Genomic DNA, 19,126 nt, shown 5'->3' on the forward strand with positions numbered 1-19,126 from the left:
CCGGCAATCCCCGAGACGTCAGCGCGTGACGCCTGCAGTCCGATATGCATCAACCAACATAACGACCACGGCGCCCCGCAGCGACGGCAGGACCGCCGAACGCTGCCGGGTCCTCAGCGGCGCTTACTCGCCGCGGGGCTTGGGCGGGCCCTTGCGATGCGGCGCGCCGGCACGGTCCATCGGACGGTTCGGGCCATTCGGGCGGCCGGACGGCTTGCCGCCGCGCGGGAAGCGCGGCCTGGACGGCGCTGCAGCCGCCTCGCCGTCTTCCAGCTTGCGCATGTTGAGCTGCTGGCCGGACACCCAGACCTTCTTCAGGTGCGTCAGCAGCTCGCGCGGCATGTCGGCCGGCAGGTCCAGGATCGAATAGTCGTCCTGGATGTCGATACGGCCGATGTAGCGGCTTTCCAGGCCGGCTTCGTTGGCGATCGCGCCGACGATATTGGCCGGCTTCACGCCGTGGGTGTGGCCCACTTCGATGCGGTAGCTCTCCATGCCGAACTCCGGCTCGCCACGCGGGGCAACCGGGTCGCGACGCGGACGCTCGGCACCGGCGCCATCATCGGCGAAGGCCGGACGTTCCGCACGCGGCGGGCGTGCCGCGCGCTCGCCATCGGCACGCGGGCCACGCTCGAACTTCGGCTCGAAGCGCGGACGCTCGCCACGGTCGCCGCGATCATTGCGCTCGCGCGGGGCAAATTCCTCGCGTGCGCCACGCACCGGCGGGGTCAGCAGGAACGGCGCATCGCCCTGCAGCAGCTTGGCCATCGCCGCGGCGATATCGATCGCCGGCACGTTGTTCTCGCTCTCGTAGCGCTGCAGCAGATCGCGATACATCTCGATCTGGCCGCCGGCCAGGGTCTCGGTGATGCGGGTCATGAACCGTGCGACGCGGGTGTCGTTGACCGCATCCACGCTCGGCAGCTGCATCTCTTCGATCGGCTGGCGGGTGGCGCGCTCGATCGAACGCAGCATGCCCTTCTCGCGCGGGGTGACGAACAGGATCGCGTCGCCGTTGCGGCCGGCACGGCCGGTACGGCCGATGCGGTGCACGTAGCTTTCGGTGTCGTACGGGATGTCGTAGTTCAGCACATGGCTGACGCGCTCCACGTCCAGGCCGCGCGCGGCCACGTCGGTGGCGACCAGGATGTCGAGCTTGCCGTCCTTGAGCTGGGCGATGGTCTTCTCGCGGGCGGCCTGCTGCATGTCGCCATTGATGGCCGCCGCGGCCATGCCACGTGCCTGCAGCTTCTGCGCCAGCTCTTCGGTGGCGGCCTTGGTGCGGGCGAAGATGATCATGCCGTCGAACGGCTCGACCTCCAGGATGCGGGTCAGCGCGTCCAGCTTGTGCAGGCCGCTCACCCACCAGTAGCGCTGGCGGATATTGGCCGAGGTGGTGGTCTTGGCCGCGATGGTGACTTCGGCGGGGTCTTTCAGATAGGTCTGCGCGATGCGGCGGATCGCCGGCGGCATGGTTGCCGAGAACAGCGCCACCTGGCGTTTCTCCGGCAACTTCTTCAGCACCGCTTCGACGTCGTCGATGAAGCCCATGCGCAGCATTTCGTCGGCTTCGTCCAGCACCAGCGTCTTGAGCTGGGACAGGTCCAGCGTGCCGCGATCCAGGTGATCGATCACCCGGCCTGGAGTGCCGACCACCACATGCACGCCGCGCTTGAGCGCGCTCAGCTGCTGCGCGTAGGGCTGGCCGCCGTAGACCGGCAGCACGCGGAAGCCGGGAATGGCTTCGGCATATTTCTGGAACGCCTCGGCGACCTGGATGGCCAGCTCGCGGGTCGGGGCCAGCACCAGCGCCTGCGGCTTGAGCTGGTTGAGGTCGGCGTTGGACAGCACCGGCAGCGCGAACGCGGCGGTCTTGCCGGTGCCGGTCTGCGCCTGGCCGAGCACGTCGCGGCCGGCCAGCAGCGCAGGAATGGTGGCGGCCTGGATCGGCGACGGCGACTCGTAGCCGACGGCGGCAACCGCCTTCATCACAGCGTCTGAGAGGCCGAGGTCTGCAAACAGCAGCGGCGCGGGAGATTCTTGGGTCATTGGGTAACTCCGGAGGCGCCGCACGGAGCCGGCAGGCGCAAAGCAGCATAGTGTGCGCCCTCAGCCCCCCGCTGTCGAAATTTCCGTGACAGTCCGTTCAGCTTGTGAGGATTCGCCCGCTGCGGCGAATCATCTCCTCGACCCTTGTCATTCCCCCACCCGGCCGGAGCCATGTCCCTGGAAACAGACCTGCACACCCGCTTCAACGCTCTGCTGCAGCAGCACCGCGGCATCGTCCTGAAGGTCGCGGCCAGCTATTGCTGGAACCCGGACGACCGCGCCGAGCTGGCGCAAGACATCACCGTGCAGTTATGGCGCGCGTTCCCCGGCTATGACGCCGGCCGGCGCTTTTCCACCTGGATGTATCGCATTGCCTTGAACGTGGCGATCAGCGATCTGCGCGGTCGCAGCCGCGCGCCGCAGGAACCGCTCCCGCTGGAGGCGGTGGCCGACAGCGTCGCCGATCCGCTGGCGCGCGACCCGGCACACGCGCAGCAGGTCACCGCGCTCCACGGCTTCATCGCCCACCTGCCGCCGCTGGAGCGCGCCTTGATGCTGCTGTACCTGGACGCGCACAGCTACCGCGAGATCGGCGAGGTGCTCGGCATCAGCGAGACCAATGTCGCCACGAAACTCAGCCGCCTCAAGGCGCGCATCCGCGCCGAACTCTGACCATCCACTTCGCCCAAGGAACATTCGATGGAACTCGACGACATGCAACGCGCCTGGCACGCGCTGGAACACCGCCTGGATCAGCACGGCACGCAGATCGGTCACATCCTCGGCCAGGTGCGTGGCCATGCGGCGCGCACCAGCCTGCGCCCGCTGTGGCTGAGCCAGTCCGCGCAATTGCTGTGCGCCGTGGCGCTGCCCATCGTGATCGCGCGCAGCTGGCTTGCCCATACCGATCAGGTTGCGGCGATCATCGGCGGCGTGCTGCTGCAGCTGTGGAGCATTGCGCTGGCGATCTCCGCACTACGGCAGCTGCAGCTGCTGGCGCAACTGGACTTTGCCGGACCGCTGCTGCCGACGCAGCGCGCGCTCGCGCAGTTGCGGCGCTGGCGCACGCGGGTGGCCCCGTGGCTGGGCGTGGCGTTCTGGGTGCTGTGGGTGGCCGTGGCGGACGCCGGCTGGCGCGCACTGACCGGCCTGACCCTGCCGCACGACTGGCTGCTGCTCAATCTGCTGGTGGGCGTGCTCGGCGGCATCGGCACCTGGCTTGGCTATCGACGGCTGCAGCGCAGCCGCCATCCGTGGCTGGAGCGCATCGACAACGCGCATGCCGGGCCCGACATCGTGCGCGCCGAAAGCATGCTGGACGAGATTGCACGCTTTCGATGCGAATAAGCTTGCCGACGCCGCACCGCTACGCCGGCGTAGCGCTGCTGCACCGACTCCACCTGCCGGGGCTGCGTTCGGCACGGTGGTGTTGCCGGCTGCGACAAGCGGATAATCGCCGTCTTCCTGTCACCGAGCGCACCATGCAATTTCTGGAATTCGACCTGGACGGCGAGTACATCGAACTCAACCAGCTGCTCAAGCTGGCCGGTATTGCCGACAGCGGTGGCCAGGGCAAGGCGATCGTCGCCAGCGGCGCGGTCAGCGTCGATGGCGTGCAGGAACTGCGCAAGACCGCCAAGATCCGCCCCGGCCAGTGCGTGCAACTGGACGATGTGGAGATCCGCGTGCTGGCGCTGGACCCCGATGCGGAGCCGGCAGAATGAGCGTGGTGCAGGTCGGCTGGCGCAACAACGCGCCCTCGGCGGACGATCCGGACCACGATGTCTACATCTTTTCGATCGACGTCGAGTCGGACACGCCGTTCTGGTTCGAGCAGTCGATCCGTGGCGGTCACGCCGAGCGCGGCGGTTGCAGCATGCTGGCCTTGCACGAACTGGAAGGCTGGCCCGGCGGCTGGCGCGCAGACGTGACCAAGGCCGGCTGCGCCTGGGTGATTCCACTGCTGGAAGACGCCTTGCGCAGCGGCGATGCGCGCACCGCGATCGATGCGATTCTTGCGCGGGTCGATGCGCCGGCCTGATGGCTGCGTCCTGATGGCCGCGTCCTGACTGCGGCGCGCCTGATGACAGCACTGATGACAGCCGAGCTGACCGAGCCCGCCCGATTGCCACAAGAACACCTGCAAGCGAGCGGATGACCGCATTGCCCGCCCGCGCGTCGAACACCGTTGCAGGCCACTGCGCATGAGGACCACAGTGCAGCGCTGCACGCACTGCGCCTCCCCGCTCCCACGTCGATACCTCAGACGCTGCGCTGGGTCAGATGCGCCGCAATCGCCTGCTTGAACGGCGCCACCGCATGCGCCGCACGCAAGGCACCACGTCGCAGCAGGCGGGCCGGCGCACGGTCGTCGGTGTACAGCGCGGCCAGCGCATTGGTCGCTTCATACAGCGGCCGCGTCGCCAGCCGGTGCGCCCGCTCGTACCCCTGCAGCAAGGCCGCAGCCCCGATGTCGCGCCCGGCTGCAGCAGCGGCACGCACACGCTCGGCCAGGCGCGCCTGGCTCTGCAATCCAAAATTGAAGCCGTGCGCGGTGACCGGGTGCATGCCCACCGCCGCATCGCCGATCAACGCGGCACGCTCGGCGATAAAGCGTTGTGCATAGGCGGCCACCAGCGGATAGGCATGCCGGCTGCCGTCCTGCTGCATCGGCCCGAGCCGATGCTCGAACGCCTCGGTCACTGCCGCACTGAAGTCCGCCGCCTCCATCGCCAGCAAGGCCTCCACCTGTCGCGGCGGCAGGGTCAGCACCGCGCCAGCGCGGTTGCCCTGCAGCGGCAGCAACGCCAGCGTCTTGCCGTAGCCAAACCACTCCCAGGCGGCATGCCGGTGCGGCAGCGCATGGCGCATCCGGCACACCAGCATGGTCTTGCCGAAATCACGCAGCTGCGCGCCGATGCCGAGCAGGCGCCGTGTAGTGGAAAACCGGCTGTCGGCCGCCACCAGCAGGCGCGCCGACACCGTTTCCCCATCGGACAACTGCAGCACCACGCGGCCGCGCTCCTGCTGCACGGCCTGCAGCGTGCAAGAGCAGCGCATCTCCAACCCGGCTTGCGCCTGCACCGCCTGCCAAGCCGCGCGACGGATCAGATGATTGGGCACCAGCCAGCCCAGATCGCCGGCACCACGCGCCGAGGCAGCGAAAGTCAGCGCGAAGTGCGAATGCCCGTCCATGACGCGTGCGTCGCGCAGCGGCGAGATCGCATCGGCGGGAAATTGCTGCCAGATGCCCAGTTGCTCCAGCAGTGCACGCGAGGCGTGGGTCAGCGCGATCTCGCGCCCGTCGAAGGCCGGCTCGGCCAGCTGCGCGCGCGGCTGCTGGTCGACCAGCATCACCGACAGGCCACTGCCGGCCAACGACCGCGCAAAACTCAGGCCAACCGGCCCGGCACCAATGACTGCGATATCCACCGATTGCATGCCGCGCTCCTTTACCACCGAGACCCAGAGGAGCTAACAAGACCTTGCGTGCCGTGGTCAGGTGGATGCGGTCGGTTCAGCGCAATCGGCATGTACGCGTGGCACATGCAGCATCGAGCACGCACGCCTGGCGGTGGGCGCAGCCGTCTTGGTAGCGGCTCTCAGTTTACGGCAGTGGTGCTGGCCGGACTTGATCAGGATCAAGCAGCAACCGAACAGTCGCGGGCGCGCGACTTATCGCTGCGTTTTCTCGGTCACTGTGCCACCGGCTGCGCGCACGCAGCCCGGCCTGCGTCACCAGCCCAGCAACGCCCGCACCAGTTTGACGATGCCCCAGAACGACACCACCCAGATTGCGCTGCGCAGGTAGGGAATCCCCGCCGCATACGCCGGCACGTAAGCCACGCGCGCCCACAGGTACAACTGCACGCCCAGTGCGGTGTCTGCACTGGTACGGCCGGCAACGCTCACTGCCAGGACAGCGGCCGCGAAGATCGGGAAGGTCTCCAGATAGTTGCGGAAGGCGCGATCCAGCCGCGCCGCAATGCCGGTCAACGGCTTGGCATCGCCATCGCGGGCGCTGGCATTCCACTTGGTCCCGCGCTGGGCGGTCATGCTGGCCGAGGCGGCCAGCAGTTGCACCAGACCGAGCACCATGGCCCAGCCCAGCATCTGTAGTTCGATGGTCAGTTCCACGCGGGTCTCCCGATGCGCTGCAAGATCACTTGATCGACGCGCGCAGGCTGTACCCGGCGAGCCGCCAGGTCTTGTCCTCGTCCAGGCGGAACGACACCAGCTCGCGCACCGGCTGCTGGGCCTTGGCAAAGCGGGTCGGGAAGCTGACGTTGACGTACAGGCCTTCGGGCACCTGCGCGCCGGCGGCGTATTTGACCCGCGTCACCGAGCCCTGCCCGCGTCCGACCACCGCCCCCAGGCGCGCACGTTCGGCACCGATCTGGCTCACGAAGGCATCGCGCTTGACCGCGGTCTTGGCGACGCTGGAGGCGCCATCCCATAGCGAGGCCACCTGGTTGGCATCGACCATCTGCGCCACCCGCAATGCCGCCTGGGTCATCTCGGTGTTCTGTTTGACCAGCTGCGCCTGCTGCGCCGGGTTGACCGCGGGCGCCGCCGTCGACGCAGCGGCAGCCGGACGTGCAGCGGTCTGCGGCTGTTGGGCCAGGACCAGCGAGGGAGCCAACAGCAGTGCGGCAAGCAGACGAGGACGGAACATGGGGCAGATTGACCTTGTACGGAGCGAACGAATGAGAGCCGACGCGGGCGCGTGGCGGGTGCGGCAGTTTAAGACCTGCGCTGCCTGCAGCGGTGAGTGCGCGACGATCGCAGGAGCCGGGTGCGGGCAATCCGCGCCGGCCCTGACCACATCAGACTTCACCGCCGGGCGGAACCGCCGCGACGCCGCGCGGCCGCCATAGCCGCCAGCTGATCCACAGCGCGCGGGCGATGGCCGCGATCAGCGCCACCAGGCTCAGCCACACTGCCAGCGTGGCCGGCCACTGCACCCGGCTGGCCGCAGCAATCACCTGCAGGAGCTCGGCCACGCCGAATCCGGCCAGCACCAGCAACGCCGATGGCAGATACGCCAGCGCAACACCTTTTGTCTTTCCGAGCATGGCGCCCCCGGCTCCGTGATATGCCGCGACCATAGGCAGCCGGCAGTGCGGTGCGCGTGAAGCTCAGCCGTCGCCCTGGGCGGGCCCCGGCGCAGGCTCGGCGGCGGCCGCCGCGTCCGGTGCCTCGGTTGGCGCGGCGGTTGGCGCGGCGTCCGGTGCGGCGGTTGCCGGCAGCGCGGCGGCATCGGTTTCGGCCAGCGGGCTTTCTTCCGGGCAGGCCGCATCGGGAAACCCGAAGCGCTGCTTCAAGGCCAGGCCGCAGGCGTTGACCGCCTCCAGATCGGCGCCCTCGCCCTTGCACTTGTGATCGAAGGCGACCAGGAACGCGTCCTTGCGGCGCACGAAGGCGTCGCCGCACTTGCGCATCTGGCGGATGCGCTCCAGATCGTCCTGCACCGCGTTGGTGCCATCCAGCCCGTACTCGCGCAGCTCGTCCATCGTCAGCAGGCGCAGGCTGCGATTGGGCACGGTCATCATCAGGTCGGCCACCGCCACCGCCACGCCGTTGCGCTCCAGATAATCCTTGACGTTGCCGTAGACCTCGCGCAATTCGCGGTTGAGTTCCGCGCGCGAGGTGGCCTTGGAACTGATCCGCATCATGCGGTGGATGCCGACCTTGCCGGCCACCAGCCGGTTGTCGCCGGCGGCCAGCACGAACACGCAGGCGCTGTGGCAGATCGAGCCTTCGCGCACCCAGATGGTCCAGTTGGATTCGCCGATCACGTCGCCGGCGCGGATCGCCGCTTCCACCTGCCCGCCGCTGGAATCCAGGTCCAGGATGCGATGCGGCAACTGCAATTGCCCGGCCACCGTGGCCAGCCGCCACACCAAGGCTGCGAAGCCGGCGTTGATCTTGCCGGCATAGCGCACCCGCAGCAGGCCGGTATCGCGGCATGGCGCCAGCGCCGCCTCCACGCTGGCGCGGTCCAGCGCCGGCAGCAGCGTGCCGTCGCCGGCGTCGCTGCTGTAATCGGTGGCGCAACTGATCCAGGCCTTGCCCGCGTCCAGCTCCGCCTGCGGCCAGCCGGCCTCGCCCGCCTGCGCGCGTGGCCGCGGCGGCGGCGCTGCCGGCTCGGGCGTGTCCACCGACACCATGTGGTCGCCATCGCCCTGCCCCGCGCCGCCCTGTTGCGTGGCGGCGGCATCGGCCGAGGTACCGGTGCGGTCACAGGCCACCAGCGCCAGCAGGCAGGAAAGGGACAGGCAGAGCAGTTTCAGCATGATGTCAGGCAACAGACCGCGACGGAGATCACCCTCAGTCTATGGCTGAACGGGCCCACCGTTTGACCCTGCCATGAACACACAGGCGCGGTGCAACCCTGTCCGAAAACGGCCAGCCGCAGCTGGAGTGAGCGCATAGACTGGCGCCATGCAGACCGCCACACCCGACCGACTCCAATGCGACCGCGCCCGCCTGGCGCGCGATGCGCGCTTTGACGGGCTGTTCTTCACCGCGGTGCGCAGCACCGGCATCTACTGCCGCCCGGTGTGCCCGGCACCGCCGCCCAAGCCGGGCAACATCAGCTATTACCCCAGCGCGGCGGCAGCCAGTGCCGCCGGCTACCGGCCGTGCCTGCGCTGCCGCCCCGAGCTGTCGCCGCAGGCGCAGCAGTACCTGGGCGAAGAGAGTGTGCAACGCGCATTGGCGATGATTGCCGACGGCGCCCTGCAGGAGCAGCCGGTGCAGACCCTGGCCGATGCGGTGGGCCTGAGCGCGCGCCAGCTGCAGCGGCAGTTCGTGCAGCAGCTCGGTGCCACCCCGATCCAGGTGCACGGCACGCGCCGGCTGCTGCTGGCCAAGCAGCTGCTGACCGAGACCGCATTGCCGGTGACCGAGGTCGCACTGGCGGCCGGGTTCAACAGCCTGCGTCGCTTCAATGCAGCCTTCCTGGAAGGCTGCGGGATGCCGCCATCGGCGCTGCGCAAGCAGCGTGCCGAGGTTCCGGGTGGTGCGTTGACCCTGCGCCTGGGCTATCGCCCGCCGCTGGACCTGCCGGCAATGCTGGCGTTTCTGCAGCGCCGCGCGATTCCCGGTATCGAGCAGGTCGACGCCAGCGGCTACCGGCGCGTGATCGGCACACCGGGCAACGCGACGCTGATCGAGGTCAGCGCGGCGCCGCAGCGTGCGGAGTTGCTGCTGCGGATCGGCGCGACCGACCCGCGCCAGATCCCGCAGATCGTGCGGCGGGTGCGCCGGCTGTTCGATCTGGATGCAGACCTGCAGGCGGTGCACGCCACGCTGGCGGCCGAGCCGCTGCTGGCCGAGGCGATCGCGCGCCGCCCCGGCCTGCGCGTACCGGGTGGCTGGGACGGCTTCGAAGTGGCCGTGCGCGCCGTGCTGGGCCAGCAGATCAGCGTGGCCGGCGCGGCGACGCTGGCGGCGCGGCTGGTCGATCGGCATGGCGGCCATCATGTGGAGATGCCGCCCGGCCTGGACCGCATCTTTCCGACTCCGGCACAGCTGGCCGAAGCGCCGCTGGAACAGCTCGGCCTGCCGCGTGCACGCGCCGCCACGTTGCGTGCGCTGGCCTCGGCGTGTGCGCAAGGGCGGCTGCATTTCGGCGCCGGCCAGCGCCTGCCCGAGTTCGTCGCCGCCTGCACGGCCTTGCCCGGCATCGGGTCGTGGACTGCGCACTACATCGCCATGCGTGCGCTCTCGCATCCGGATGCGTTTCCGGCCGGCGACCTGATCCTGCAGCAGGTGCTCGGCACCCCCGAGCGCCTGAGCGAGCGTGCCACCGAAGCGCGCTCGCAGGCCTGGCGACCCTGGCGCGCCTACGCCGTGTTGCACCTTTGGCATCTCGCTGTCGATCGCAAGGACCCCCGTTCATGAGCACACTGCAGTACGACACCTTTCCCTCGCCGATCGGCGCACTCAGCGTGGCCGCCGATGCTGCCGGCGTGCACCACATCCTGTTCGCGCAGAACCGCTACGACGCGATCGGCCGCGCGCGCTGGCAGCATGCCCCGGATGCGCCGCTGGTGCGCGAGGCGCGCGAGCAATTGCTCGATTACCTGCATGGCGGGCGGCGCAGCTTCGACCTGCCGTTGGCACCGACCGGCACGCCGTTCCAGCTGCAGGTCTGGCACACGCTGGCGCAGATTCCGTTCGGGCAGACCTGGAGCTATGCGCAACTCGCGCACGCGGTGGGACGCCCCGCTGCCAGCCGCGCAGTCGGTGCCGCCAATGGACGCAATCCACTCCCGATCGTGCTGCCCTGCCATCGCGTGATCGGCGCCAATGGTGCGCTGACCGGCTTCGGCGGCGGCCTGCCGACCAAGCAGGCACTGTTGCAGCTGGAGGGCTGGTCACCGCGCCGGAGCGCGGCGGCCGACGACCTGTTCGCCGCATCCGCCGCCGGCACGCGCTGACTTCGCGACGTCATTGCCAGGCCGTAAACTGGCGCGATGATCGATCGACGTCTTGTGTTTGCCGCGCTCGCACTGCTCGCGGCCTGTAGTTCCCACGCCCCTTCGCGCAGTACGCCAGAGCCCGCCCCGGCGGCGCCCGCGTCGGCAAACGCACCGCACAGCGATTTACCGCACAGCGTGCTGCTGATCTCCATCGACGGCCTGCGCGCGGACATGCTCGATCGCGGCATCACACCGCATCTGTCGCAGCTGGCGCACGACGGCGTGCGTGCGCGCTGGATGACGCCGTCGTACCCGTCGCTGACCTTTCCCAATCACTACACGCTGGTCACCGGCCTGCGCCCGGATCACCACGGCATCGTGCACAACAGCATGCGCGATGCGACGCTGGGCAGCTTCTGGCTGAGCAAGCAGGACGCGGTCGGCGATGCGCGCTGGTGGGGCGGCGAGCCGCTGTGGGTTGGCGCGGAAACGCATGGCCTGCATGCCGCGACCTGGTCGTGGCCCGGCAGCGAGGCGGCGATCGGCGGTGTGCGCCCCACGCGGTGGCGCCACTACGAAGAAGGCACCAGCCTGGACGCGCGCGTGGACGAGGTGCTGGGGTGGCTGGCCGCGTCCGGCGCGGACAGCAATCGCCTGGTCACGCTGTATTTCGAACACGTGGACGAAGCCGGCCACGACCACGGCCCGGAATCACGCCAATACGCCGACAGCGTGCGTGCGGTGGATGGCGCGATCGGCCGGCTGCTGGCCGGCATGCAGCGCGACGGCACGCGCGAGCGCACCAACATCGTCGTGGTGTCCGACCACGGCATGGCCGAGGTGCCGCCCGGGCAGGCGATCAGCGTGCAGGACATGGTGCGGCCAGATATCGCCACCGCCGTGACCGACGGGCAGGTCATCGGCTTTGCGCCATTGCCGGGACAGCAGGCCCGCGCAGAAGCTAGCCTGCTCGGCGCGCATGCGCAGTACGACTGCTGGCGCAAGGCGGCGCTGCCCGCACGCTGGCACTACGGCACGCATCCGCGCATTCCGCCGATCGTGTGCCAGATGCACGAAGGCTGGGATGCACTGTTCCCGGACAAACTGGCCAGGCGCCCGCGCGATCAGATGCGCGGCTCGCACGGCTTCGATCCGGCACTGCCGTCGATGCGCGCGGTGTTCCTGGCGCAGGGCCCGGATCTGGCGCAGGGCAAGAGCTTGCCGGGGTTCGACAACGTCGATGTGTATGCGCTGATGACACGGTTGCTGGGCATTCCTGCCGCGCCCAACGATGGCGATCCCGCCACGCTGCTGCCGGCCTTGCGCGTGCCGCCGGCCGATACGCGCTGAGTGAGCGTCGCGGCCGCGCTGCGCGGATGCGACAATGGCGCCATGTCTGCTCCTGATCCCTCGCCGCGCCGGCTTCGGCTGCGGCCGTTGTTGTCCAGCGAAGGCTGGCGTCGCCGCGCCGCACTGTGGGGTGGCGCCATTGCAGTGGCACTGGTGGCGATCGTGTTCGCCAAGGCCAGCGACGCCGCCTTCCAGGTGTTCCAGCGCATCACCGCGCATTCGATCTGGTGGGCACTGCTGCTGACGCCGGGCATCTTCGCCCTGCTGGCCTGGCTCACCTCCGGTGCAATGCGGCCCACGCGTGGCAGCGGCATTCCGCAGGTCATCGCGGCGCTGGAACATGACGACGCGGCGTTCCGCCAGAGCAATCTGTCGCTGCGGGTGTCGATCGGCAAGCTTGCCCTGACCACCTTGTCGCTGCTCGGTGGCGCCTCGGTCGGCCGCGAAGGCCCCACCGTGCATGTCGGCGCCAGCCTGATGCATGTGTTCGGGCGCTGGTTCGGGTTCCATGATCCGCGCGAGCTCTCGCATTTCCTGCTGGCCGGCGGCGCTGCCGGTATCGCCGCGGCGTTCAACACGCCGCTGGCCGGGGTGGTGTTTGCGATCGAGGAATTGAGCGGGCGCTTCGAACACCGCTTCTCCGGCACCCTGCTGACCGCGGTGATCGTCGGCGGCGTGGTGTCGCTGGGCCTGTTGGGCAACTACACCTACTTCGGCAAGGTGGCGGTGGCCTTGCCGCTGGGCCAGGCCTGGCTGGCGATCGCGCTCTGCGGCTGCGTGGCCGGCCTGCTCGGCGGCATCTTCGCGCGCCTGGTGCTGGCCAGCGTTGGCGGCAAGCCACGCTGGCTGGCAACGCTGCGCCAGCGCCATCCGGTGCTGCTGGCCGCGCTGTGCGGCGTGGCCCTGGTTGGCCTGGCGCTGGTGTTCGGGCAGGGCGCGTTCGGCACCGGCTACGAGCAGGCGCGCAGCCTGGTGCAGGGCCACGCGGTGGTCGGCCACGAATTCGGGCTGATGAAGCTGCTGGCCAACCTGGTCTCGTACCTGGCCGGCATTCCGGGCGGGCTGTTCTCGCCGGCGCTGGCGGTGGGTGCCGGCATCGGCCACAACCTGTCGGTGCTGATGCCGGGCGTGGACCCGCGCACCTTCGTGCTGCTGGGCATGTGCGCGTATCTGACCGGCGTGACCCAGGCGCCACTGACCTCGGCGGTGATCTCGCTGGAACTGACCGACACCAGCCAGATGCTGCTGCCGATCCTGGCCACCGTGCTGATTGCGCGTGCCATGTCCGGGCTGGTGTGCAGGACGCCGATCTATCGCGGCCTGGCCGAACAGCTGCTGGCACCGACGCCGACACGCCCACCGCAGGCTGCGGCAGCGCCGCACTAAACCAGCGGCGTCGATGCGGGACATAAAAAAACGCGGCGCAAGCGCCGCGTTCTGGTGTCGCGAAGCGGGCTAGGGATCAGCCGGCCTTGGCAACGGTCTTCTTGGCGACAGCCTTCTTGGCCGGCGCCTTGACCACGCCCTTCTTGGCAACCGGGGCAGCTGCACCCACGACGACCTTGCTCACCGCGTGCGAACGCGAATTGCCGTAACTGGAATTGTAGCGCTTGCCCTTGGCGGTCTTGCGGTCACCCTTACCCATGTTCGTCGACTCCTGAATGTGAATACTGAATACAAAATCCCCGCGCTGAACACGGGTCTGGCGAGGTTTACGCCGGCGGCGCCCTCGCGCAAGGCCGGCAAGCCTACCACGTAGGCCCCTGCCCGCGCAGCCCGGGCTAGTGGACGCAGCTGGCGTCGTGGACGTGGGCGTGCCCGTGATTCAGACGCAGATTGACCAGGTGGGCGATGCCGACCAGCGCGCCGCCGAGCGTCATCACCACGGCATGCGGCAGCACCGCGTGATGCAGCGGGTCGTACAGCAGGCCGGCCCACAGCAACAACAGGCCCGGCAGCAGCAGCGCCAGCGCATGCAGCGCCTTGTGCCGGCGATAGCCCAGCACCAGGCTGAACAGGCCCAGCAGCGTCACGAACACCACGATGGCTCGTTCGACCCCGTCGCCCAGCCAGAACGACAGGCCCAGGGACGGGGCCAGGGCCAGCACCAGCGGCAGCACCGCGCAATGCACGGCGCACAGCAGCGAACCGGTCGCACCGAAGCGGTCGAGCACATGGCGAAGAGACGGTAGAGGCATGACTTCCAGCAGGGGCTCGCGGCAATGTGGAATAATATAACATCTTCCTTGTTCCAGGCCCGCACCACTGCATCGCGCAGCTGAGCGGGTCCCGCCGTCGGCGCAGTGGCCAAGCTGCGCCTTATCGTTGATATAAAGTAACAACCACAGAGTCCGGCCCGCCATGCACCCTCGCCCCGTTTTCTCGTTTCGTCGCTCCACCCTCTCGCTGGCCTTGACCAGCCTGCTGACGCCCGCCCTGGCCATGGCCGCGGACGCGCCGGCGGTTGCCGACCCGCAGACCCCGCCCAGCTCGGACACGCGCCACGACGCCACCGCTTCCAGTGGCCGCCACATCAAGGACCTGGACAAGGTCGTCGTCACCGCCAGCCCGCTGCGCGATGCGGCCGGCGAGCTGAGCCGCCCGGTCGAAGTGCTGGCCGGCGAACGCCTGGACGAAGTGCGCAGTTCCAGCCTGGGCGAAACCGTGGCCAGCCTGCCCGGCGTGCAGAGTTCCAACTTCGGCCCCGGCGTCGGCCGGCCGATCATCCGTGGCCTGGACGGCCCGCGCGTGGCGGTGCTGCGCGACGGCCTGTCCACCCAGGACGTGTCCACGGTCAGCCAGGATCACTCGCCGGCGATCGAGCCGTTCCTGGCCAACCAGATCGAAGTGCTCAAGGGTCCGTCCACGCTGCTGTACGGCTCCGGCGCGATCGGCGGCGTGGTCAACGTGGTCGACGGACGCATTGCCGAAACCCCGGTGGACGGCTTCAGCGGCCGCGCCGAAGTGCGCTTCGACGGCGGCGACAAGGACGGCAACACCGACATGTTCCGCGTCGATGCCGGCAACGGCAGCGGCCTGTCGATCCATGCCGACGGCGTGTACCGCAACCAGAACGATTACGACACCCCGCAAGGACGCCAGGCCAATTCCTGGATCGACTCCAAGGTCGGCTCGGTCGGCGCCTCGCTGTCCGGCGACTGGGGCTTCGTCGGCCTGTCGGCCTCGCGCTTCCGCGACAACTACGGCAACCCCGGCGAGCCGGGCGATCTGTCGATCGGCGAGCGCGGGGTGTCGTTGAAGCTGCAGCAGGACCGCTACGACCTCAAGGGCGGGCTGACCGATCCCTGGGGCGAAGGCAGTGCATTGCGCTACAGCTTCGGCCACACCGATTACGCGCACACCGAGTTCGAAGGCGCCGAAGTGGGCACCGTGTTCACCAAGCGCGCCAACGAAGGCCGCGTGGAGGCCTCCTTCACCTTCGGCGGCGGCTGGCAGACCGCATTCGGCCTGCAGGGCAGCGACACCACCTTCCAGGCAGTGGGCGAAGAATCCTTCGTCCCCAAGACCGACACCCGCTCGCTGGGCGTGTTCGGCGTTGCGCGCAACAGCTGGGACCGCGTCACCGCCGAAATCGGCGCGCGCGTGGACAAGGTCAAGTACCGGACCGACATCGGCGTGGACCGCGACTTCACCCCGACCAGCTTCTCGGCCAGCGGCGGTTTCCGCTTCAACGAACAGTGGCGCCTGACCGCCAACCTCGACCATGCCGAGCGCGCGCCGGCCGAGGAGGAGCTGTTCGCCAACGGCCCGCATATCGCCACCCTCGCCTACGAGATCGGCGATGCGGACCTGAAGACCGAGAAGGCCAACCAGGCCGAGCTGGGGCTGAACTTCCAGAACACCTGGGTCGATGCCAAGATCGCCGCGTACTACAACCGCTACAACGACTTCGTCTACATCGTCGATACCGGCGGCCAGTGGTTCAACGAAGAGGACAACGACTTCCTGCCGATCCGCCAGTGGACGCAGAACGATGCGGTCTTCCACGGTTTCGAGGGCGAGGCCACCTTCCATCTGGCCGACAACGACACCGGCGCGTGGGACCTGCGCGTGTTCGGCGACACCGTGCGTGCGCGCCTGAAGGATGGCGGCAACCTGCCGCGCATCGCCCCGGGCCGTGTCGGCGCGCAGATGCGCTGGAATGCCGATGCATGGCGCGCCTCGCTCGGTGCCACCCGCACCATGAAGCAGGACAAGGTGGCAGTGAACGAAACCCCGACCGACGGCTACACGTTCGTCGATGCGCATCTGGCCTACCACGTGGACCGCGGCAGCAATGCGTGGGAAGTGTTCCTGGACGGCAACAACCTGACCAACCAGGACGCACGCGTGCACACCTCCTTCCTCAAGGACGATGTGATGCTTCCCGGCCGCAGCGCCTCGTTCGGCGTGCGCATGTTCTTCTGACGGTACCTCTCTCCCGCCGTCATAAGCGAGGCCGCCTTCGGGCGGCCTCGTCATGTGTCGCCTTGCGCAGCCGGCTGGTGGTCGCACGGCAGAAAACAGCTGCATGTGCAGACGGTACGTGATGCGCTTGGCACCGGTTGCGATCGGGCAGGACGCCTTCGTTCCCGGTCCGTGCACCGCTGCGCAGGGCCGGCACCTGCGTTGCCTGGCTGCCGACCAGCCCGCCATCGCGGTCTGCCGCTGATGCGGCGCACAACAGCTTTTGCCACGGCTTCCATTAGAACGGCAACACGCACTGCATGCGCGCGTTGCCGTTCCGGCGCGCTCCTGTGCGGCACATCACCTTTCCGGCGCCCGCCCGTGTTTTGCGGGGCTTGCGTCGATCGCTGCGATTGAAGGAGAGCACGCATGACCTCGTCCCTGTCCCGCCACGCCCTGTCATTGACCATCATCGCCCTGCTCAGCCCTGTCGCCTACGCGCAAACCGCCCCTGCGGCACCGCCGCAACAGGACGCCACCACGCTGGATGCGGTGATCGTCAGCGGCACCGCGCGCTTCAAGGGCCTGGCCAAGCGCGATGCCAGCTTTTCGATCACCACCGCCAGCCCGGAGCAGATTCAGCAGGCCGTCCCGCAGAGCACCGCGGACCTGTTGAAGATCGTGCCGGGCGTATGGGCCGAGCCCAGCGGTGGCGGCACCGGTGCCAACATCTTCGTGCGCGGCATGCCGTCCGAAGGCGATGCGCCATTCGTGACCATGCAACTGGATGGCTCGCCGCTGTTTCCGCCGCCAAGCCTGTCGTTTCTGGAAAATTCCACGCTGTTCCGTGTCGACGACACGGTCGAGCGCATGGAGGTGCTGCGTGGCGGTTCCAGCCCGATCTTCTCCAACGGGCAGCCGGGGCTCACAGTCAATTTCATCCAGAAAAAAGGCCAGGACGAACCGGAAGGCAGCGTGCGCCTGACCGGCGGCAACAACGCCCTGCGCCGCATCGATGTGTTCAACAGCGGGCCGATGGGCAATGGCTGGTACTACAGCGTGGGAGGGTTCTTCCGCGAAACCGATGGCGTGCGCGACCCGCAGTTCGCCGCCGACAAGGGCGGCCAGTTCAGCGCCACGCTGAGCAAGCGCTGGGACAGCGGCGAGGTGTCGTTCTACGCGCGGCATACCGACGACAACAACGCCTTCTACACCGCCATTCCGCTGCTGTCGCGCAACAACGGCAACGACCTGTCCAGTTTCCCCGGCTTGAATGCGCAGACCGGCACCCTGCTCGGCCGCGATTTCCGCAATGTCGATCTGCCGGTCGGGCCGAACGGGCAGACCATCCAGCGCGATCTGGCCGATGGGCGCGGCGTCAACATCGATGTGTTCGGCGGCGAATTGAACTGGGAGCGCGGCGACTGGACCATCGCCGACCGCTTCAACGTGATGAGCGGCAGTGCGCCGACCTATGCCCTGTTCACCGGGGATGCGCCGCAGCGGCTGGGCGACTTCATCGCCGGCTATGGCAGCGCTGGCAGCGGCCGCTTCACCAACGGCGGCGGCGCGGTGGATCCGAACCAGCAGGTGCTGGAAGCCGGCTGGTGGTCGGTGGACAAGCGCCTGAACTCGGTCACCAACGACCTGCGCCTGAGCCGCGAACTGTTTGCCGGCAATACGCTCACCGTAGGCACGTACTACGCCAGGTATTCCTCCGCAGATACCTGGTACCTGGGCAACACCATGCTGCTCACCGCGCAGAACAACGCGCGCCGCATCGACGTGGATCTGGCTGACGGGCGCCAGGCCACGCGGCAGGGCTTCACCAGCACCGCGTTCTTCAACCTGCGCGCGAACTACGACGGCGAGAACATCGCCGCCTTCGTCGCCGACGAATGGGAAATCAACGACCAGCTGCGTCTGGACCTGGGCGCACGCTACGAGCGCCAGAGCGTCACCGGTGACGTGCACGACACCGCCACGGTGGACCTGGACGGCAACCCGGCCACGCTGTACGACAACGCCACCTCGCTGGCGCTGGCCAGCACGCGCCGCATCGACCAGGACGACGAGGCGTTCTCGTGGACGGCGGGCCTGAACTTCAAGCTCAACGACAGCAACAGCCTGTTCGCCCGCGTCAACTCGGGGGTGAAGTTTCCCGGCTTCGACAATCTGCGCGATGGCCAGAATCGCGTGCAGGACGTGGATCAGTACGAACTCGGGCTCAAGTCCGGCGCCAGCAGCTACGACCTGTATCTCACTGCGTTCTACAACACCTTCAAGAACTCGCCATTCCAGGCGTTTCTGGCCAATGGCGAGAACTTCACCACCGTTGGGGATTCGCGCGCGCGCGGCCTGGAGGTGGAAGGCGCCATCCGCCCGTTCGGCGGCTTCGAGCTGGCCGGCACCGGGGTGTGGCTGGATGCGAAATACCGCAACTACCGCGAGTTCACCGGCAACCAGGTGATGCGCCAGCCCAAGCGGCAGTTCCGCGTGACGCCCAGCTACTACTGGATGATGCCGTTCGGCGACCTCAAGCTGTTCGCCACCTACTCCTACATCGGCGATCGCTTCGCCGACCTGGCCAACAGCCAGCGCCTGCCGTCCTATGACATGGTGGATATCGGCGCCAACCTGCATGTGGGCGAGCATTGGGAAGTGACCGCCAGCGGCAGCAACGTCACCGATACGCTGGGGCTGACCGAAGGCAATGTGCGCGTGCCCGGTGCGGCCACCGGCGGCGTGTTCATGGGCCGGCCGATCGCCGGGCGGCAGTACCAGATGTCGGTGGCGTATCGCTGGTGATCCGCGCAGAAGGCATGCACCTGTCGCTGCCCACGCTGCGGCGCGCCCACCAGCCCGCGCGTGGTGCTGGCGTCTGCCGGTGG

The 19,126-nt window shown here is 68.5% G+C and carries 17 protein-coding genes, 1 other RNA gene and 1 pseudogene; 10 read left to right on the forward strand and 9 right to left on the reverse strand.

The features are described 5' to 3' along the window. Positions 1–123 precede the first annotated feature (123 nt). Positions 124–2,049, reverse strand: a complete 1,926-nt coding sequence (locus tag EO141_RS09660) for a DEAD/DEAH box helicase (protein WP_115677590.1) — start codon at positions 2,047–2,049, stop codon at positions 124–126. Between the two features lie 171 nt (positions 2,050–2,220). Here EO141_RS09660 and EO141_RS09665 point away from each other — a divergent pair, with 171 nt between their 5' ends. From EO141_RS09665 to EO141_RS21350, 4 genes are all read left to right on the forward strand, one after another. Beyond that, the gene (locus tag EO141_RS09665; protein ID WP_127169069.1) at positions 2,221–2,721 is read left to right on the forward strand and encodes an RNA polymerase sigma factor; all 501 of its coding nucleotides are present in this window, start codon (positions 2,221–2,223) and stop codon (positions 2,719–2,721) included. 27 nt (positions 2,722–2,748) lie between these two features. Further along, complete coding sequence (locus tag EO141_RS09670) at positions 2,749–3,396, forward strand: hypothetical protein (protein ID WP_127169070.1); 648 nt, start codon at positions 2,749–2,751, stop codon at positions 3,394–3,396. Between the two features lie 134 nt (positions 3,397–3,530). After that, entirely contained in the window at positions 3,531–3,773 is a 243-nt protein-coding gene (locus EO141_RS09675; RefSeq protein ID WP_024939760.1) for an RNA-binding S4 domain-containing protein, read from the forward strand. Continuing rightward, positions 3,770–4,090 (forward strand): hypothetical protein, encoded by a 321-nt coding sequence (locus EO141_RS21350; RefSeq protein ID WP_164739141.1) that lies wholly within the window; start codon positions 3,770–3,772, stop codon positions 4,088–4,090. The genes EO141_RS09675 and EO141_RS21350 overlap by 4 nt, the downstream gene beginning before the upstream one ends. A 221-nt stretch (positions 4,091–4,311) precedes the next feature. On the opposite strand, the gene ubiM is transcribed toward EO141_RS21350, so the two are convergent. From ubiM to EO141_RS09710, 6 genes are all read right to left on the reverse strand, one after another. Next, positions 4,312–5,490: a 5-demethoxyubiquinol-8 5-hydroxylase UbiM gene (gene ubiM, locus EO141_RS09685; RefSeq protein WP_127169071.1), complete on the reverse strand. Its 1,179-nt coding sequence runs from the start codon at positions 5,488–5,490 to the stop codon at positions 4,312–4,314. A gap of 31 nt (positions 5,491–5,521) precedes the next feature. After that, positions 5,522–5,597, reverse strand: a non-coding RNA gene (locus EO141_RS09690) — sX9 sRNA. A 187-nt stretch (positions 5,598–5,784) separates the two neighbouring features. Continuing rightward, positions 5,785–6,186 carry an MAPEG family protein gene (locus EO141_RS09695; RefSeq protein WP_104581882.1) on the reverse strand — a complete coding sequence of 134 codons (402 nt, stop codon included), beginning with the start codon at positions 6,184–6,186 and terminating at the stop codon, positions 5,785–5,787. 25 nt (positions 6,187–6,211) lie between these two features. Next, positions 6,212–6,724, reverse strand: coding sequence for a DUF4019 domain-containing protein (locus tag EO141_RS09700; RefSeq protein WP_119127920.1), 513 nt, complete (start codon positions 6,722–6,724; stop codon positions 6,212–6,214). 151 nt (positions 6,725–6,875) lie between these two features. Continuing rightward, a complete protein-coding gene (locus tag EO141_RS09705; protein WP_104581880.1) occupies positions 6,876–7,124 on the reverse strand; it encodes a hypothetical protein in 249 nt (82 codons plus the stop codon). Between the two features lie 63 nt (positions 7,125–7,187). After that, positions 7,188–8,345: a hypothetical protein gene (locus EO141_RS09710; RefSeq protein WP_241236645.1), complete on the reverse strand. Its 1,158-nt coding sequence runs from the start codon at positions 8,343–8,345 to the stop codon at positions 7,188–7,190. Positions 8,346–8,493: 148 nt separating this feature from the next. Here EO141_RS09710 and EO141_RS09715 point away from each other — a divergent pair, with 148 nt between their 5' ends. The 4 genes and pseudogenes from EO141_RS09715 to EO141_RS09730 form a co-directional block, all read left to right on the forward strand. Then, the gene (locus EO141_RS09715; RefSeq protein WP_127169072.1) at positions 8,494–9,957 is read left to right on the forward strand and encodes an AlkA N-terminal domain-containing protein; all 1,464 of its coding nucleotides are present in this window, start codon (positions 8,494–8,496) and stop codon (positions 9,955–9,957) included. Next, positions 9,954–10,496: a methylated-DNA--[protein]-cysteine S-methyltransferase gene (locus tag EO141_RS09720; RefSeq protein ID WP_127169073.1), complete on the forward strand. Its 543-nt coding sequence runs from the start codon at positions 9,954–9,956 to the stop codon at positions 10,494–10,496. Before EO141_RS09715 ends, EO141_RS09720 begins: the two co-directional genes overlap by 4 nt. A 36-nt stretch (positions 10,497–10,532) precedes the next feature. Then, complete coding sequence (locus tag EO141_RS09725) at positions 10,533–11,828, forward strand: ectonucleotide pyrophosphatase/phosphodiesterase (RefSeq protein ID WP_127169074.1); 1,296 nt, start codon at positions 10,533–10,535, stop codon at positions 11,826–11,828. Between the two features lie 42 nt (positions 11,829–11,870). Beyond that, positions 11,871–13,166, forward strand: a pseudogene (locus tag EO141_RS09730) (chloride channel protein); the annotation flags it as partial. 124 nt (positions 13,167–13,290) lie between these two features. Here the strand turns inward: EO141_RS09730 and EO141_RS09735 are convergent. After that, positions 13,291–13,473 carry a 30S ribosomal protein THX gene (locus EO141_RS09735; RefSeq protein WP_016904806.1) on the reverse strand — a complete coding sequence of 61 codons (183 nt, stop codon included), beginning with the start codon at positions 13,471–13,473 and terminating at the stop codon, positions 13,291–13,293. Between the two features lie 136 nt (positions 13,474–13,609). Next, a complete protein-coding gene (locus EO141_RS09740; protein ID WP_104581874.1) occupies positions 13,610–14,026 on the reverse strand; it encodes a MerC domain-containing protein in 417 nt (138 codons plus the stop codon). A gap of 163 nt (positions 14,027–14,189) precedes the next feature. Here EO141_RS09740 and EO141_RS09745 point away from each other — a divergent pair, with 163 nt between their 5' ends. Together EO141_RS09745 and EO141_RS09750 are read left to right on the forward strand one after the other, a co-directional pair. Next, on the forward strand, positions 14,190–16,256 hold the full coding sequence (locus EO141_RS09745; RefSeq protein WP_127169075.1) for a TonB-dependent receptor: 2,067 nt from the start codon (positions 14,190–14,192) through the stop codon (positions 16,254–16,256). Positions 16,257–16,664: 408 nt separating this feature from the next. Beyond that, entirely contained in the window at positions 16,665–19,043 is a 2,379-nt protein-coding gene (locus EO141_RS09750) for a TonB-dependent receptor (protein ID WP_127169076.1), read from the forward strand. The last annotated feature ends 83 nt before the right edge of the window (positions 19,044–19,126 follow it).

This window comes from Xanthomonas sp. BRIP62415 (assembly GCF_003993515.1).
GTDB classification, from domain to species: domain Bacteria; phylum Pseudomonadota; class Gammaproteobacteria; order Xanthomonadales; family Xanthomonadaceae; genus Xanthomonas; species Xanthomonas euroxanthea.